The following is a 16,513-nucleotide window of genomic DNA, read 5'->3' as shown; positions in this document are numbered from 1 at the left end:
CAGTATGAGTAATAACAATGTAAGTCAGTCAACATTTAAGCTGTTTTCGTTTTCAGGAAAAATGAAAATGATGCACCTAAGCTGGATGGCATTTTTCATTACCTTTATGGTTTGGTTTAATGCGGCGCCTCTGCTGGGGGTGATTGCTGAAAGTATTGGGCTGACGACATCGCAAATAAAGACCCTGCTTATTCTCAATGTCGCCTTAACTATCCCGGCTCGAGTATTGATCGGTATGGTGACCGATAAGTATGGACCCAGATTGGTTTACTCCTTACTACTTGGCTTTTGCTCTATCCCTTGCTTTATGTTTGCTTTGGGGACGACTTTCGAGCAACTGGCATTAGCACGTTTCCTCCTTGGTTTTATTGGCGCAGGTTTTGTTGTCGGTATTCGCATGGTCAGTGAATGGTTCCCTGCGAAGGAGTTAGGTACTGCAGAGGGGATCTATGGTGGTTGGGGGAACTTTGGTTCAGCGGCGGCCGCCTTTACGTTGCCTACGATAGCATTAGCATTTGGAGGGCCAGATGGATGGCGCTATGCCATTGGTCTTACCGGTTTGATGAGCTTAGGTTTTGCATTTATCTACTATTTTAATGTGACAGATACTCCTAAAGGCTCAACCTACTTTAAACCGAAAAAGGCGGGGGCACTGGAAGTCACTAGTAAGGGCGATTTTGTGTTGTTACTGATCATGAAAGTGCCTATGTATGCCACGTTAGCATTGCTGGCTTGGAAATTGTCACCCACCGGCGTGGTGATGTTTAGCCAACAAGTCACCAATGGCATTTATGCGCTACTTATCGCCATATTTATCATTGACGTATATCAGACTTATCAAGTTAACAAACAAGTGTTTACTGGCACGATCCCAGAGTTTGAACGCTACGAGTTTAAGCAGGTGGCAGTGCTCAATGTATTGTACTTTTCAACATTTGGCTCTGAACTGGCAGTTGTTTCTATGTTGCCGCTTTTCTTTGCCGAGACATTTGAGCTTGGTTTTGCTCAAGCGGGAATGGTGGCGTCTTCATATGCCTTTATGAATTTAATGTCTCGTCCTGGAGGAGGTTGGTTAAGTGATCGTTTTGGCCGCAAATCAACGTTATTGATTTTAACGGCAGGACTCGCCATCGGCTATTTAGGAGTTGCGCAAATTGATGGTAGCTGGGCATTGCCTTTAGCGATCTTGATGGTGATGGCTTGCTCGTTTTTCGTTCAAGCTGGAGAGGGCGCTGTATTCGCGGCTGTGCCACTGATTAAGCGCCGTTTGACTGGCCAGATAGCTGGTATGACTGGAGCATATGGCAATGTGGGCGCAGTGTTCTTTTTAACCGCTTATTCAATGGTATCAACGCAAACATTCTTCTACATTATTGCGGCTAGTGCGCTATTTGGCTTTTTTACATTGTTCCTGATGACCGAGCCCAAAGGCCATATCGTGGAAGTAAATGAGAAAGGTGAAGTTACCTTGATTAGCGTCAACTAATCATGAGTTTATTGAACATGGCTAGGCAGACCTTGGATAAAACCGATGAACTCTTCAAAGATAGCAATACTATAGCCTCATTAAAACCTGCTAACGGCTTAATGATAGCGGCTGGTCAGTATTCTGATAAGGGCATTAAAGCCACAAATGAGGATGCTATTGGGATCCGTATTCCAAGTGGGCTCATGCTCACAACTAAGGGGGCTGTTGCTGCAATAAGTGATGGCGTGAGTACGGCCGAAAGTGGCGCTGCCGCCTCCGCTATTAGTGTGAGTAATTTCCTCGCGGATTACTACTCGACTCCTGATCTTTGGTCGGTAGAAAAGTCTAGTACTCAAGTATTAACGGCACTGAATCGATGGCTTTACGGATTAGGGCAAGATTACCGCGATGCCAGGCGGGGCTACGTATGTACCTTTAGCGCATTAGTCTTTAAATCCTGTCATCTACATATGTTTCATGTTGGGGACTCAAGAGTTTACCGTTATCGCGATGGCACGCTTGATAAACTTAGCCATGATCACACCAGCCTTGTGGGGAAAAACCAGCAGTACCTGGCCCGAGCCATGGGGTTAGATGTCAACGTTGACGTAGATTACCGAATGTTAGCAATAGCCAAGGACGATCTGTATTTGCTCACCACAGATGGTGTGCATGATGTCATTACCGACGTCGAAATTGAGGCAAGACTGCAGCAGTTTTCCCAAAGTCGTTATGATGCAGGGAAAAGTGCTGGATTTACCGATGAAGATTGTGATCAGTTTTGTATGGCGATGGTTGATAACGCGTTCAATTACCGTTCTCAGGATAACGCTAGTTGCCAACTGCTGCATATCGAGGCCTTACCGGATAAAAACATTGATGAGGTTTATCAAAGCCTATCTAAACTGCCATTTCCACCACCGCTCAGCATTGGTATGACGTTAGACGGTTACAAGGTGGTTGATGTGTTGCACGAAAGCCAGAGGAGCCAAGTCTATTTAGTTAAAAATGAGCTGGGGAGTTTGATGTGCATGAAAACACCGTCTATCAACTATTTAGATGATGCGGCCTACATAGAGCGATTTCTGCTTGAAAGCTGGATTGGCAAACGTATTAATAGCCCTTATGTGGTGTCGATAATCGATCGAAATAGAGAGAAGTCGGCACTCTACTATTTAACCGAATACCTTGCCGGTCATTCGTTGAGTCAATGGATCAAACACAATCCAACACCCGAAGTTCAAGCGGTATTAGAGCTGTTAAAACAGCTAGAGACGGGGATACGAGCATTTCATCGTAAAGAAACGTTGCACCAAGACCTTAAGCCGGACAATCTAATGTTGACCAATGAGGGGAGGCTGAAGATCATCGATTTTGGCGCCTGTTTTATTAAAGGTATTGCTGAGATCACCAGCCCCTTACCACGAGACCGAATCTTGGGTACTGCAGATTATTCAGCCCCAGAGAGCATATTGGGTTATCAAGTTAATCAAAAAGCGGATCTTTATTCTATTGCGGTCATAGCGTTTGAGATGTTAACGGGTCGATTACCCTTCGATGGAAAGCAGTCGCACTGTAAAACAAAACAGGATTTTTTACGGCTTAAGTATACCCCCAGTTATGACATTAATCCGCTGGTGCCAATCTGGATGGATAAAGCCCTTAAAAAGGGGCTTAGTGTTGCGCCAGAGCAGCGCCAAGCTGACAGCCGTGAATGGTTGTTTGAGATGACTCAACCGGTAACACATTGGCAGCAATCAGCGGTTAAAGCCCCTTTAATGGAAACTAAGCCGCTGCTGTTTTGGCAAAGTTTGAGTGCCTTCTTTGGGCTGTTAACATTATTACTTGCGCTATTTAAAGGAGGGTAGTAGGAGGTTGTAGTTAACACAAACTTACTATAGTGTTGGATAAATGGTCGTCCCAAAGGAAGGGGATTTATGAAGCACTTATTGTTGGTTGTATGTTTAATTGCGAGTGGTTGCCAATCGGTACCACATCCGCCAGTTGAGCCACCGAAAATGCCAACGTTTGATTATGCAGTAGATGCTGCATACGATATTCCCGAACCCAGGGCTTTAATTGCCTTATCCAGTGAACAAATAGAGCAACTTGAACACTTTAAACAACAAAGTAACATCAGCAGCTTGCATCCTAATCGACAGGTGGCCGAATTTGTTGGACAGCGCTTGGTCAATTTCAATTATGAAGGGATGAATTACGGGGCAAGTGAGGCGCTTGAATTAAATCGTGGTAATTGCATGTCACTAGCGCTATTAACTTATGCCATTGCTGAACAATTCGACGTAGATGTGGCATTTCAAGTGATGCATACCATGCCTATGTTATTAGATGTTACCAATAGATACGCTGTTGTTTCTGACCATGTGAGAACATTCCTTTATGAGATACCAATAGAAGGGGAAAGAACATATGTATTTGGTAACAATCGAATCACGGTTGATTTTTTTCCTGAGCGATATGATCGAGGTGGGAAAACTATCGGTAAAGATATATTTTTTGCCATGTTATACCGAAACTTAGCTGCTGACGCTTTGTTAAAGAATGATCTACCACTCGCTTATGTACTCTTAAAGGAGAGTTTTGTTTTCAGTGAACATTACGCACCATCGATTAACATGATGGCAGTTGTATTAAGGCGACTAGGTTATGAAGATAACGCCGAAAGCTTGTATCGATATGGGCTTGAAGTTTCTGAAAGTAAAGTGACCCTGCTAAGTAACTACCATTACTTGCTTGCTCGTCAGGGCCGTACTGCTGATGCTCTAGCGATAAAGTCACAATTACTCGAGTTGAATGATACAAGTCCATATAATTGGTACTTGGTAGCACAGGATTCAATCGCTAAAGGAGATTACCCAAGTGCTAAGATATTCCTTAAAAAATTTATTGATAACACGCATTACTTCCATAAAGCATATTTTGACCTAGCCAAAGTTCATACGCAGTTAGGCGAGCCAGAACAAGCTAAAATAGCAATGTTGAAGGCGCTTGATTATGCTGCTGAACCTAAGAACAAACAGCGCTATCAAGCCAAGCTTACTTGGTTAAATTCTCGCTAGTTTTGTCGCTATTTTAGACCAGTAGTCAATAGTTGGCTGTGGGGGGCAAGGCAGGATATTTTTAAAGGTGGAAATTTTATGGCTTCCTTTGTGAGTATGAAAATCTTAAATATCCTCAAATATGACAGGCTCTGCTCGTCAGTTTAAATGAATGATATTTGATTGCGCTGTCTGGTTAACTTATTGATATTGACTGTCTGTTAATCGATGGTGAACTAGCATGCAAAATTTGTATAGCGTTTACTAATTGAAATTTTCAACCGGGATGGGAGTATTTTATTAGCAGACTATTAAGGTATACAATCTGGATTTTCGATAGCAAAAATAGTATGAAAATTATAAATATTCAATGCTGAATTTCTTTCGTTAGTTCATTATTTGAATTTTGTATTACACTAATAGATACAAGGATGGTTACCATATAAACATGGAGAGTTAAATGTTTAAAGTTATGCACTGGGTTATTGTAACCCGATCACAAATATTAGTCGATCTGCTCAATACTCGATGGCCTCAACAATTTTTAGTTAAAATTCATAATGTTATTCCAGATAATGTTATCGATTATTTTACTGAAAACAGAGTAAGTCTGGTCATTATTGATCTCTCTAGTGTAGATATCCCAAAAGCCTATCAAATTCAACGAAGGTTAGATAAAGAGAGGAGTGGGGCTCGGGTTGTGTTCCTGCATTATCCTCAACAAGTAGATGCCAAATTCTTAGTTCAAAGCAATATTACAGCGGGTCTATTCTATTCGGGCGCCTCATTAGACACTATTGGCTTAGGCATGGCCAAAATAGTTCAGGGGTTAACTTGTATTCCAGACGATTTTAATCAGCAAGATGTTCATAACGTCAGTACTGATGAAGAGTCAGACGCTCTGACTATCCGAGAACGTGAAGTACTGCAGGTCCTGCGTTCAGGGAGTACCAACATTGATATTGCCAATCAACTATTTGTGAGTGAAAGTACGATTAAAACCCATTTATATCGTGCTTTTAGAAAAATTGGAGTTTCTAGCCGCGGCCAAGCAATCGCTTGGGCACAAATGAATACCCATGAAGTCATTCAATAAATCTCTTCAATGGGATTAAGCTCTCATTGACTTTACTGATATTGTTAGGCGCTCAACTTAAGTGCCTTTTTTATCACTACCATCACAACTAAACTCATTGCTATACAGTTGTGTATTCATTTGGTATTATCGCTCTAGTGGTTAAACTATGAGATCGAAAGAGATGAATATGATTAAAGTTATTATGTTGGTTATTACTATTTTATCGGTAATGTTTTTTGCTGAAGCGGCCACTGTCGGTTGTGATAGGGCGGGTGGAGTGAAATGCCAGAAAGTTAATAAGCCCTACAAGTCCTATAAACGTGCAAAAGTGATTGTCATTCCTAGAAGTCATCTTCATTACCATGCTTATCATACGCCACTGCTTTCAGCATTAGGCTTAGCTATTGTGCTAGATGCTGCCGGTAATGCGGTAACCAATAAAGGCGATAAAGTGGTGGTGCTTGGGGAAGGTAATGAAGTTAAAAATGTTTATGAAAAAGATGGCGTTGTTTACCTGATTAAGGAACAGAGTTAACTTGGATAATCTATGGGCCAAATCAACGGAAAGCGGTGTTGTTTTGGCCATGTACATATAACGAGCACCAAATCTAATATTACTTGTCTTGCTCACGTTCACTGTTTAAAAATTCAAAGCCTCTTTTCCAAAATATAAATTGCTCTTCATCAGGTAACTTTCTCACTTCTTTAAGCATATTGTTAAAAGCTGAGTCAATCATAAGTCGATCTGATAATTTGAGGTAACGATACACAACAGGTCTTAAAACAACTGAAAAATCTCCGCTAAGATCTGAGTAACGCTGTTCTTCTAACGCATACGTATTCAACACCAGTTCACGCATGCTAAGTGCGGCAAGTAGTGAGTTTTTGTCACTGAATGACTGATATTGAGCAGCGCGTGAGTAACCAGCTCTTTTATGAACGTCGGACATATTGAGCGCGATCATGCCATTTTCTTTTATCAGCTCGGCGGCAGCATTAAGCAGTGCGGTTTCTTTAGCGGTGAGCATGATGAGTCCTGTAATTTTTTATTTATTTAAAATGGATATGGTCCTAAAGTCAATCATATTGTGTATACAGCTGTTCAATTGGCACTCAAATCATTGCAAATAGACTTTTTAACGCATAAAAACGCGAATCGCCAGATGCCGTTTTTCGAGTATACTAGGTTTAACTTATTCTTATGAGAGCAATAAAATGGCCGAAGAAACCATATTCAGCAAAATTATTCGACGTGAAATTCCAGCAGATATCCTATTCCAAGATGAGCTAGTGACTGCATTTAGAGATATCAGTGCACAAGCACCGACGCATATATTGATTATTCCTAACCATCTGATCCCGACAATAAATGATATTAAGGCTTCCGATGAGAAAGCGTTGGGAAGAATGATGTCTGTTGCGGCCAAACTGGCTCGCGAGGAAGGGATAGCAGAAGACGGTTATCGCGTGATCTTGAACTGTAATGAACACGCAGGCCAAGAGGTTTTCCATATTCACATGCATTTAGTCGGAGGCCACTCTTTAGGCCCTATGTTGAGTCAAAAACGATGAAAAAAGCTGCCGATGTTTTTCCGTTAACGGAGATGGCAAGTCGATTTGTTGGGCAACTTACTCAGTGCCAAAAATTAAAGCTTAAGGTGTTAGAGGGCAGTGATAAACATGTGCTCATTGAGCTGCCTTATGATCCTCAACTTGTTGGTTACCCAGACACTGGTGTGATCCACGGTGGAGTGATAACAACATTGATGGATACGGCCAGTGGCTGCGCTGTCGTGTGTTCTATTTTTGATCAGTTTGGTGCTTTGGAGATCTCACCAACGCTTGATCTGCGAGTTGATTACATGAAACCTGCTGAACCGTTTAAGCCAGTCTATGGTTTTGCAGAGTGTTATAAATTGTCATCTAGCGTCGCTTTTACTCGTGCTATTGCTTACCAAGATTCAATCGATGATCCCATTGCTAATGCGGTAGGCTCGTTTATGCGAATTAGTCCAGAAATGGTTGGCGAAGAGTTTAGACAAGCACTGATGGGAGAGCCGCGTCATGACTAACCCGAGTCATTCAGAATCTGATGCGACAAAGTTAGATTTCAAAAGTATCGTACGAAAAGCAACGGAACTAAATGATTTTGGTCACTTGCTTGAACATGTGCCTTACGCCCAGTTTATTGGAATGGGTGTTGAGCGTTTTGGCGATGAACTGGTTTTTAAGCTGCCAGCAAAAGATGATAATATCGGTAACCCAGTACTACCTGCACTGCATGGTGGTGTTATCGCAGGTTTTATGGAAATGTCAGCCATTGTGCAGCTAATGGTCTTTATGCAGACCACTAAAGTACCAAAAGTAGTTGATTTCTCAATTGATTATCTCAGAGCTGGCTACCATAAAGGTAGCTTTGCTGAATGTAAGATCACTCGCCAAGGTCGACGAGTCGCTAACGTGAGCATTACTTGTTGGCAGACTAATCGTAAACACTTGATTGCGACGGCAAGAGCCCATTTTTTAATAGATTAACTTAGCTATCCTTGTATTAACACTGAATGATTTTATTCTAGGGAACAAAATGAAAAAATTGATTTTAGGCTTATTTACAGCGTTGATTGTCGCGGCTTGTGCACCACACACAGCAGGCTTAATGGTGGGTTCTAAAGGTGAAGTGCGTGTTGATAACAACAGCTTTGGTAAAGAAGTCACCGTACGAAGTGTAATGGCGCGCCCTGAAGGTGGTTTTTTACAAGGCACGGGCACGATTATTAGTCAGGTCTCTACTGACTTGCGCTTGCAGTATAAATTCACTTGGTTTGATACCAGTGGCATGACGATTGATGATGAAGGCGTAAGCTGGAAGTCAGTAAAATTGCATGGCAAGCAGCAGCTACAAGTATCAGCGGTTGCGCCTAATGTTAACGCAACTCGCTTTGAGCTATATGTAAGAAAAGCCTTTTCAAATTAATATGTAGATGATTAGAAATTATATTTGTTATGAAAACGTCAGCAAAGCTGACGTTTTTTTATGCATAAAGATTGTAAACGTTAAGAAGACTGTCATCAGTTTGTGAAATTCATGTATAATCGGCCGCGCCAAGGGGTGTTAAAGTCTATAAACCATAAGTTGGATATTGTGGATTTTAACTGAGATGTTGAAAAACGAACCCTTAGAACCTGATCCGGCTAATACCGGCGTAGGAATGGGCCACAATTCATTTCCCGAACGCTTCTTTATGTTGCCGGATCTCAAAATTTTAATTTGAGGTCCTATGTTAAATCTAAAAACTTATTCTCCTATAGCGGTTGCCGTCATGGCTGCGCTAGTTTCATCACCTACGTTTGCCAATACTGACTCAGAAACACCTGTTGATGAGATGGAAGTCATGGTTGTGACATCTGATTTTCGGGGCACATCGCTAGAAAAAATGCCATCAAGCGTCACCGTTATTGATCAGCAGCAAATTGAGGATGAAGGTGCACAGCACTTTGAAGATATCTTAAACTCAATTGCTAATTTCAACTGGTCCGGTGGTAGCTCAAGACCCAAATACTTCCAAATTCGTGGTGTCGGTGAGCAAGAAGAGTATCAAGGCGCACCTAACTCCTCTGTTGGCTTTATCGTTGATGATATCGATTTGTCCGGTTTAGGCATGGCTTCAAGCATGTACGACTTACAACAAGTTGAAGTATTACGCGGTCCTCAAGGTACACGTTATGGCGCTAATGCGTTAGCAGGTCTTATCTACCTTAAAAGTAATGATCCTACCGACGTATTTGAAAATGGTGCAGAGATCTCGCTAGGCGATGATAATTTACAGACCTTTAGTGGTTTTAGCTCGGGTCCATTAACCGATTCTGGAAACTTGCTTTACCGTGTGTCGCTGCAACAGCATCAGCAAGATGGTTATCGAGATAATCTTTATCTTGGTGAGAGCGATACTAATAACCGTGATGAATTCACTGGTCGCGCAAAATTACGTTGGTACGCGACTGAAGAACTAGAAATTGACCTGACTTACTTACATGCAAATTACGATAATGGATATGATGCTTGGACATTAGATAATAACGGTTTTGATACGTTAACGGATGCACCTGGCGTTGATAAGCAACGTACTAACGGCACCGTTTTAAAGTTTATTTACACTGGTGCTGAAAATGTTGAACTGACTTCATTAACCTCTCTGGCACAGTCAAAAACTCACCATAACTATGACGGTGACTGGGCTAACCCTGATTATTGGGACAGTCGAGATTGCGATGGTAGCCCTTGTGAATATGAGTATAACTGGGATAAGAAAGGCGACAGGCAGACCATCACGCAAGAGTTTAGGTTAGCTTCAACTGAATCAGGCCGTATATTCGCGGGCAGTACTGACTGGCTCGTCGGTGTATACGCAATGGATCTACAAGAAGACAATGAGACTATGGATACTTATAGTCAGTTAAGTGCGGAATACGAGGCGCAAAACTATGCGTTATTTGGTCAATTAGATTCAGACCTAGGTTCGGGCTATGCTTTGTCGGTAGGACTGCGGACAGAGCGTCGAGATAGTGAATACAGTGATTCAGATGGCGACGAATTTAAGCCAAGCGAAACCATGTGGGGCGGGCATATTGCGTTAAGCAAAGCACTCGGTGAAAACCACGAGTCATATATCCGCGTGGCGAGAGGCTATAAAGCGGGTGGCTTTAATATGTCACTGCCGAGTGAACTCGCCGATAAAAAAGAGTACGACACTGAAATTCTTTATAACTACGAAGTGGGTTTGAAGTCGGTTTGGTTTGATGGTCAAGCAAGCACTAATCTGTCGGTATTCTTTATGGATAGACAAGATCAACAAGTCGCGGCATCGCAACAATCGACAGTACCTGGCGAAGAGGGGAATTTTATTCTCTTTACCGAAAATGCAGGCAGTTCTCATAACTATGGTGCTGAGCTTGACGGCAACTGGTATGCAACCGATAACCTAAAGCTTTACACCAGTTTAGGTTGGTTAGAAACCGCTTATGGTGATTACGAGTACGAAGATAAATATGGCACCGTAGTCGATCTTTCTGGCCGTGAGCTAGCGCATTCCCCTAACTTTACCTTTAGTGTTGGCGCGACTTATCGCAACGATGCTGGTTGGTTTGCTAACGTGAATGCCAGTGGTAAGAGTGATTTTTATTACTCGGATAGTAACGAGTCTACATCAGATGCATACCAAATTTTTAACGCCAAAATAGGTTACGAAGCTGACATGTGGTCTGCATATCTCTGGGGACGTAACCTATTTGATGAAAAATACGGCGTTCGAGGCTTCTATTTTGGCAACGAGCCAGATTTAGGCTGGGCAGATAAGCAATATGTGCGCTATGGTGATCCACGCCAACTAGGGGTTACTTTAAACGTTAAGTTTATGTAAATCCTAATTAATAAATAGTTATTACTCTTTAATATTGTTACCAACAATAAGTGCTTGAGGTCAAAAATGAAGTTAACGGCAGAAATTAGTTGCTACCCACTACAAGACAATTATTTAGATCCAATAAGATGGTTTATAGGCCGGGTCGATACCTATGACAATATCCAACGTGTGACTAACGCTATGGCAACACAGGTGTGCGGTGAGTACGCCGAGGTGATGGCAATGTTGGCAACAGAGATGGAAGCGGCCCACGAAAAGTGGGGAAAAGCGGTATTTGTATGTAAATTTATTGGTGGTGAGCTCGACTTAAGCCACAGTGAATAACTAAGCTAAAGTAATATAAGCCACAGCCGTAATGACAATTAGCCACAGGGTGTTATCGATACTTTGTGGCTTTTTATTTTGGGCTTTTAATCGTATATATTTTTAATAGAGAGACTTAAGTCAATGGCAGATTTCTGGCTATCGTTAGTCGACAGTTTTACATCAGCATTCGGTGAAGCGCAAGCGCTAACGGCTTGGGAAGCGGTTGCTGTGCTGCTGGCTTTAGCCTACTTGATACTCGCGATGAAAGGTAGCGTGTGGTGTTGGCCCGCGGCATTAACCAGTACTGCAATTTATACGGTGTTGTTTTGGAAAGTGTCATTGCTGATGGAATCGGTGCTTAACGTTTATTATATGGCGATGGCCGTTTATGGTTATTGGCTGTGGACCAAAGGAGGCAATGGCCATGATGGGGTTAAAATTGTTTCATGGCGACTGTCGACTCACCTTAAATTGATTGCGAGTACCACATTGTTGGCGTTGATTATTGGTTATTTTATGGCAACACAAACCCAAGCCTCATTTCCCTATTTGGACGCCGCAACGACCTGTTTTGCAGTGATGACAACTTTTTTAGTGGCTAAAAAAGTGTTGGAAAACTGGATCTATTGGTTTGTTATTGATGCTGTGTCTATCTACTTGTATGTAAGCAAGGGACTGATGTTAACGTCAGTGCTCTTTGTGTTCTATGTCGTTATGGTGGTGTTTGGTTACTTTATGTGGCGCAATCAAATGAAAACGCAACGGCCAAGTGACAGTATGGTTGTACTGGCAGGAGCGGCTTAAGTTGAGTGACTCGCTTAAGCAAGACTTAGCTCGCTATTTGACTCTGTCAGGTTTGACTCGGGTAAGTGTTATAGCCCCTTTAACGCAAGGTTTGAGCAATCAAAACTATTATGTTCGCGGATTACACCCGAGTAAGGCCGTAGAGTCTGAGTGGGTGCTTAGGCTTAACAGCTGGGCTAGCTCTCAAATCTGTGACCGAGACAGTGAAGTGCATGCTTGGCGCTCTGCAAGCGATGCTAACCTGGCGCCTAAGATGGTCTATATCAGCCCCGATAAGCAATTTTATTTGAGTGAGTTCTTATCCCAACAGCACCACCGTAGCTGGAGTGAGCTTATAAGTGCGAATGGGGCTCACCCTGTTACCCATACCCAAGAGAATTGGCCGGGTGCAGAACAATTGTTACTGCAATTACTCAATGGTTTAAAACAGTTGCCTCCCCCTAAAAATGTCATCACAGTGGATAAACAATGGCAGATATATCACGCCCGCTTGTGCCAAATGCAGCAACAATTACTGAATAAAGACAGTGATATTCATCCAAATATTGAGTCTTGGTTACAACAGTTTGATTGTTTAATCACACAGACTGATGCAATTAATTCAATGTTAGACACTCTTGAACAGTGCTTGGTTAATTTGCAGTTTAGCCACCGTGATTTAAATCCATTTAACATATTAATCGGGCAAAACAAGCTCCATTGCATCGACTTTGAATATGCCTGTAGCTCGCATCCATTATGCGATCTAGCCTCAGTGATCGCGAGTCATTCCTTGTCGTCGAAACAGCGGCATTGGTTGATAGCAAATTATCTGCGACAGCAAGGTAATTTGAATCAACACGCAGCGGATGCTGTACCCGCAGCCGTTGATCTCTATTGGGTTTTTGCTGTCTGTTGGGCGCTGCAAATGGCGTTTGATAATATTCTAGCATTTGATGAAAACAGCCAACCAATATCCTCTAATGAACAATCGAGTAATTATCTTATTTGCGCCGAGCAATACCAGCATCTTATTGCCAGTTGTTCATAATTCAAGACCCTTTACGCCGTAAACCTGCCAATATATCCAACGCGACCTTGTAAACTCCCTTTATTGACACTTTGTAACCGTTCATACGATTGCGCATATTCTGTGCTAGGTTGATATTAACGGTTGGGGAGAGATATGAAAAAAGTGATTTTATGGGGATTGTTGTCTATTAGCTTAATTGGCTGCTCCACCAAAGTCGGTTATTACTTTTTGGATTGGGCTATTGAGTGGAAACTCGAGGAGTTCGTGACATTAGATGACCAGCAGGGCAAGCAATTTGAATTGGCGTTAGATACATTTTTAGTGTGGCATCGGACACAAGAAATGCCCCGCTATAGAGATCAGTTAGCCCTGCTCGGGGCTGAAATCAATCATCAACGTTTTAGTACAGAATCTTGGAGTGATCATGTGCGTTCGGCCAAAGCACATTGGATTCGAGTGTTTGATTTTGTTGAGCCATCGTTAATCCCAATCATAAGTTCTTTCTCAGATGAGCAAGTTAAACAGGTGATTGCTCATCTAAGAGTCGAAGAAAAAGAGTTAAATGAGAAGTACCTTGGCAAGAGTCAATCGCAATTGATTGAAATGGCTGATGAGCGAATAGAGAAACGGGTTGAAAAATGGGTTGGAAAACTCTTGCCGTCGCAAAAAATAGCAATACATACTTACAATGTTGAGCGCGGGGATACGTTAGATATGTGGCTTGAATACCGTCATGATTGGATCCGTTTATTCTCACAAGCATTAAAAAATAGGCAAAACCAAAAAGCGCTGTCACATAGCTTAAGGTTGCTAATGACTCAGCCTGATACGCTGAAATCAAAAGCCTATCAGACAAAATTGGATGACAACACGGCAAGGTTCGGTGAGCTACTGATCAAACTAAACCGTTTAACAAGTGAAAAACAAAAACAGCGTTTTGAAAAAAAATTGAATACACTCATTAGAGAGCTTACTGAAATCAGTGAAGATATTTAACCTTAACATCTTGATATTATTGTAGCAGGACAATTTTTATCAACTACAGTTGAAAGATTGTTATGTTTGTTAAGGTCTAATGGATTAATGGAATTTAAAGAGGGATCGACATGCTACTTGGACAACTATATCAAAAATTTCTAAACACCATTCGCTATGCTGAAGGTATTGCACCGTTGGCACTACGACTTTATCTCGCGCCGGTATTAATGCAGGCGGGTTACAACAAACTCTCTCATTTTGGTGACACAGCGGCTTGGTTTGGTAATCCTGATTGGGGACTTGGTCTGCCATTCCCTGAAGTGATGGTCGTCTTAGCAGCGGGTACTGAATTTGTCGGCGGTGGCTTACTCATTCTTGGTTTAGCGACTCGTTTAATCGCAATCCCATTATCAATTACTATGTTAGTTGCCGCTTTTGCGGTTCATTGGGATAACGGCTGGTTAGCAATAGCGGATGCGAGTTCATGGTTAGCAAACGACAAGGTGTTGGCATCGACAGAAAAGCTTGAACGCGCTAAAGAACTGCTACAACAGAACGGGAATTATGAGTGGCTAACCAGTTCAGGTAATATTGTGGTACTGAATAATGGCATTGAGTTTGCGATAACTTACCTCTTTATGTTGGTGGCTCTGGTATTTATGGGGGGCGGCCGATATACCAGTCTTGATTATTACATTGCGAAGAAAAACGGCATTGCTTAACGCTGCCAACGAGCTCACTTTATTAAATCCCACCAAATAGGTGGGATTTTTTTTGGGAGCTTGATACTCTCAACGCAAGCAATTATTAATCGCAATTTATTAAGGATGATCCGTTGGACGCATTAACCCTTTTATTGACCAGACAATCCGCGCCACGCCTTATCGCGCCAGGCCCATCAGACGACCAGCTTAAGACTATTTTAGATGCTGCGGCACGAGTACCCGACCATGGTGGTTTGACGCCATGGGAGTTTATCATTGCGACGGGTGGTGGGCTTGAGAAACTAGGGAACGTTTTTGCTGAAGCGTCAGCATTAAATGGTGCAGAAGAAGATGTTATCAATAAAACAAAGAACATGCCTTTAAGAGCCCCTATGGTTATCACTGTGGTGGCTAAAGTAAAGCAGCACCCTAAAGTTCCGGCATTTGAACAACAGCTTGCAGCAGGTTGCGCGGCGATGGCAATGCAGCAAGCTGTATTTGCCCAGGGCCTGGGCGGAATATGGCGAACTGGCGCCTTAGCCTTTGATAAAAATGTGCATCAATTACTTGATCTTGAACAGACGGATCAGATTGTTGGCTTCCTTTATATCGGGACTCCAGCACTGAAAGCAACAACTAAGCCGGTGAAAGAGGGGATGGGGTTCGCTCGATATTTATAGTGGATGAGCAACCATGCTAAGTTAGTGACAACAATTTAAAAGGAGGTTGAGTTGAATGCACAACAAGTGAATGACAACGCGCTGGTGGGCGAACACGTTGTTTTAGAACCTTTAACGTTAGCGCATGCTCCAGCATTGAGTATTGCTGTTTGTGATGGTGAGCTTTGGCAACTGTGGTTTACCAAAGTCCCTCATCCCGACGATGTGAACGATTATATTAGCCAAGCTCTTTTAGCCGAAGAAAAAGGGGAAACACTGGCATTTGCGGTTCGAGATCGTCACTCGGGAGCCATTGTCGGTTGCACACGGATCTGTCATTGGCAGCAAAATCATCGACGTCTTGAAATCGGCCATACTTGGTATGCTAAAAGTGTGCAACGCACTGCAGTGAATACCGAGTGTAAGTTGCTGCTGTTAGCCTATGCCTTTGAAACATTGGATGTTATCGCGGTAGAGTTTAGAACTCATATTCAGAATGAAGTGTCACGGCAGGCGATTTGTCGTTTAGGGGCGAATCAAGATGGTATTTTGCGCAACCATCAAATTTTAGAGAATGGTACTATAAGAGATACAGTCGTTTACTCAATTATTGACTCTGAATGGGGTGAGGTAAAAACCGCTTTGCGTAACAAACTCAATGTGACTACCCCATAAATGTGTACACATTAAACGATGGTTTTTAATCTGTTCATTGGGGGCTGTTGATCTTTCGAGCTTAGTTTTTGTTCGACTCTTTACCGTAAAGAATAATGATTTTAGGTCAAGGCTTGAGCGATGATGCTTGGCTGGCTAAGCGAAAATCTCGTAACGCATTCTAGTTATAAAAGACTAAAACTATTGAAACGAACCCTAAGGGCCGCGCTTCTTGGCTATTTTTACGGTGTTGTAGGCTATTTGTGGAGAATAACTAAACGACATAGCCTCCGCCTTGTCAAAATAGCTAATAAACTGCGGCAAAAACAACCGTGAGAGATCAACAGCCCCTAGCGTCTTTGCATCTTTTT

At 42.4% G+C, this 16,513-nt stretch carries 18 protein-coding genes and 1 riboswitch; of the genes, 17 read left to right on the top strand and 1 reads right to left on the bottom strand.

The window, feature by feature from the left end:
* Positions 1–4: 4 nt before the first annotated feature.
* From CXF83_RS14375 to CXF83_RS14355, 5 genes are all read left to right on the top strand, one after another.
* Complete coding sequence (locus CXF83_RS14375; protein ID WP_101091114.1) at positions 5–1,486, top strand: NarK family nitrate/nitrite MFS transporter; 1,482 nt, start codon at positions 5–7, stop codon at positions 1,484–1,486.
* Positions 1,487–1,503: 17 nt separating this feature from the next.
* Positions 1,504–3,336, top strand: coding sequence for a bifunctional protein-serine/threonine kinase/phosphatase (locus tag CXF83_RS14370; protein WP_198553548.1), 1,833 nt, complete (start codon positions 1,504–1,506; stop codon positions 3,334–3,336).
* A gap of 69 nt (positions 3,337–3,405) precedes the next feature.
* Entirely contained in the window at positions 3,406–4,548 is a 1,143-nt protein-coding gene (locus tag CXF83_RS14365) for a tetratricopeptide repeat protein (RefSeq protein ID WP_101091113.1), read from the top strand.
* Between the two features lie 439 nt (positions 4,549–4,987).
* Positions 4,988–5,623: a helix-turn-helix transcriptional regulator gene (locus tag CXF83_RS14360; protein ID WP_101091112.1), complete on the top strand. Its 636-nt coding sequence runs from the start codon at positions 4,988–4,990 to the stop codon at positions 5,621–5,623.
* Between the two features lie 169 nt (positions 5,624–5,792).
* Positions 5,793–6,140: a hypothetical protein gene (locus CXF83_RS14355; protein ID WP_232775115.1), complete on the top strand. Its 348-nt coding sequence runs from the start codon at positions 5,793–5,795 to the stop codon at positions 6,138–6,140.
* Between the two features lie 79 nt (positions 6,141–6,219).
* Here the strand turns inward: CXF83_RS14355 and CXF83_RS14350 are convergent, their stop codons facing one another.
* Positions 6,220–6,633: a helix-turn-helix domain-containing protein gene (locus CXF83_RS14350; RefSeq protein WP_101091110.1), complete on the bottom strand. Its 414-nt coding sequence runs from the start codon at positions 6,631–6,633 to the stop codon at positions 6,220–6,222.
* A gap of 187 nt (positions 6,634–6,820) precedes the next feature.
* Between CXF83_RS14350 and hinT the strand changes: the two genes are divergently transcribed.
* The 12 genes from hinT to CXF83_RS14290 all read left to right on the top strand — a co-directional run bounded on the left by hinT (position 6,821) and on the right by CXF83_RS14290 (position 16,163).
* On the top strand, positions 6,821–7,177 hold the full coding sequence (gene hinT / locus CXF83_RS14345; protein WP_101091109.1) for a purine nucleoside phosphoramidase: 357 nt from the start codon (positions 6,821–6,823) through the stop codon (positions 7,175–7,177).
* Positions 7,174–7,677: a PaaI family thioesterase gene (locus tag CXF83_RS14340; RefSeq protein WP_101091108.1), complete on the top strand. Its 504-nt coding sequence runs from the start codon at positions 7,174–7,176 to the stop codon at positions 7,675–7,677. Before hinT ends, CXF83_RS14340 begins: the two co-directional genes overlap by 4 nt.
* Positions 7,670–8,140, top strand: coding sequence for a PaaI family thioesterase (locus CXF83_RS14335; RefSeq protein WP_101091107.1), 471 nt, complete (start codon positions 7,670–7,672; stop codon positions 8,138–8,140). Before CXF83_RS14340 ends, CXF83_RS14335 begins: the two co-directional genes overlap by 8 nt.
* A 49-nt stretch (positions 8,141–8,189) precedes the next feature.
* Entirely contained in the window at positions 8,190–8,579 is a 390-nt protein-coding gene (locus tag CXF83_RS14330; RefSeq protein ID WP_101091106.1) for a YcfL family protein, read from the top strand.
* A gap of 121 nt (positions 8,580–8,700) precedes the next feature.
* Positions 8,701–8,832: riboswitch (TPP riboswitch) on the top strand.
* A 51-nt stretch (positions 8,833–8,883) separates the two neighbouring features.
* Positions 8,884–11,022 carry a TonB-dependent receptor gene (locus CXF83_RS14325; RefSeq protein WP_101091105.1) on the top strand — a complete coding sequence of 713 codons (2,139 nt, stop codon included), beginning with the start codon at positions 8,884–8,886 and terminating at the stop codon, positions 11,020–11,022.
* A 66-nt stretch (positions 11,023–11,088) separates the two neighbouring features.
* The gene (locus tag CXF83_RS14320; RefSeq protein ID WP_101091104.1) at positions 11,089–11,349 is read left to right on the top strand and encodes a hypothetical protein; all 261 of its coding nucleotides are present in this window, start codon (positions 11,089–11,091) and stop codon (positions 11,347–11,349) included.
* A gap of 123 nt (positions 11,350–11,472) precedes the next feature.
* Positions 11,473–12,135, top strand: coding sequence for a nicotinamide riboside transporter PnuC (gene pnuC, locus CXF83_RS14315; RefSeq protein WP_101091103.1), 663 nt, complete (start codon positions 11,473–11,475; stop codon positions 12,133–12,135).
* 1 nt (position 12,136) lies between these two features.
* Positions 12,137–13,165, top strand: a complete 1,029-nt coding sequence (locus CXF83_RS14310) for a phosphotransferase (protein ID WP_101091102.1) — start codon at positions 12,137–12,139, stop codon at positions 13,163–13,165.
* A gap of 135 nt (positions 13,166–13,300) precedes the next feature.
* Entirely contained in the window at positions 13,301–14,143 is an 843-nt protein-coding gene (locus CXF83_RS14305) for a DUF6279 family lipoprotein (protein ID WP_101091101.1), read from the top strand.
* A 110-nt stretch (positions 14,144–14,253) separates the two neighbouring features.
* Positions 14,254–14,847, top strand: coding sequence for an HvfX family Cu-binding RiPP maturation protein (locus tag CXF83_RS14300; protein WP_101091100.1), 594 nt, complete (start codon positions 14,254–14,256; stop codon positions 14,845–14,847).
* Positions 14,848–14,960: 113 nt separating this feature from the next.
* Complete coding sequence (locus tag CXF83_RS14295; RefSeq protein WP_101091099.1) at positions 14,961–15,509, top strand: NAD(P)H nitroreductase; 549 nt, start codon at positions 14,961–14,963, stop codon at positions 15,507–15,509.
* Positions 15,510–15,560: 51 nt separating this feature from the next.
* Positions 15,561–16,163 (top strand): GNAT family N-acetyltransferase, encoded by a 603-nt coding sequence (locus CXF83_RS14290; protein ID WP_101091098.1) that lies wholly within the window; start codon positions 15,561–15,563, stop codon positions 16,161–16,163.
* Positions 16,164–16,513 lie beyond the last annotated feature (350 nt).

The sequence above is a fragment of the Shewanella sp. Choline-02u-19 genome (assembly GCF_002836205.1).
Classification (GTDB): Bacteria; Pseudomonadota; Gammaproteobacteria; order Enterobacterales; family Shewanellaceae; genus Shewanella.
This window is presented reverse-complemented; position numbering and strand designations above follow the sequence as displayed.

Excerpts from the sequence above, each read along its gene's own strand:
- CXF83_RS14320 (WP_101091104.1), top strand. The coding sequence starts at position 11,089 with ATGAAGTTAACGGCAGAAATTAGTTGCTACCCACTACAAGACAATTAT.
- CXF83_RS14330 (WP_101091106.1), top strand. The coding sequence starts at position 8,190 with ATGAAAAAATTGATTTTAGGCTTATTTACAGCGTTGATTGTCGCGGCT.
- CXF83_RS14365 (WP_101091113.1), top strand. The coding sequence starts at position 3,406 with ATGAAGCACTTATTGTTGGTTGTATGTTTAATTGCGAGTGGTTGCCAA.
- CXF83_RS14350 (WP_101091110.1), bottom strand. The coding sequence starts at position 6,633 with ATGCTCACCGCTAAAGAAACCGCACTGCTTAATGCTGCCGCCGAGCTG.
- CXF83_RS14300 (WP_101091100.1), top strand. The coding sequence starts at position 14,254 with ATGCTACTTGGACAACTATATCAAAAATTTCTAAACACCATTCGCTAT.
- CXF83_RS14325 (WP_101091105.1), top strand. The coding sequence starts at position 8,884 with ATGTTAAATCTAAAAACTTATTCTCCTATAGCGGTTGCCGTCATGGCT.
- CXF83_RS14375 (WP_101091114.1), top strand. The coding sequence starts at position 5 with ATGAGTAATAACAATGTAAGTCAGTCAACATTTAAGCTGTTTTCGTTT.
- CXF83_RS14340 (WP_101091108.1), top strand. The coding sequence starts at position 7,174 with ATGAAAAAAGCTGCCGATGTTTTTCCGTTAACGGAGATGGCAAGTCGA.
- CXF83_RS14360 (WP_101091112.1), top strand. The coding sequence starts at position 4,988 with ATGTTTAAAGTTATGCACTGGGTTATTGTAACCCGATCACAAATATTA.
- hinT (WP_101091109.1), top strand. The coding sequence starts at position 6,821 with ATGGCCGAAGAAACCATATTCAGCAAAATTATTCGACGTGAAATTCCA.
- CXF83_RS14355 (WP_232775115.1), top strand. The coding sequence starts at position 5,793 with ATGATTAAAGTTATTATGTTGGTTATTACTATTTTATCGGTAATGTTT.
- CXF83_RS14370 (WP_198553548.1), top strand. The coding sequence starts at position 1,504 with ATGGCTAGGCAGACCTTGGATAAAACCGATGAACTCTTCAAAGATAGC.
- CXF83_RS14335 (WP_101091107.1), top strand. The coding sequence starts at position 7,670 with ATGACTAACCCGAGTCATTCAGAATCTGATGCGACAAAGTTAGATTTC.
- CXF83_RS14305 (WP_101091101.1), top strand. The coding sequence starts at position 13,301 with ATGAAAAAAGTGATTTTATGGGGATTGTTGTCTATTAGCTTAATTGGC.
- pnuC (WP_101091103.1), top strand. The coding sequence starts at position 11,473 with ATGGCAGATTTCTGGCTATCGTTAGTCGACAGTTTTACATCAGCATTC.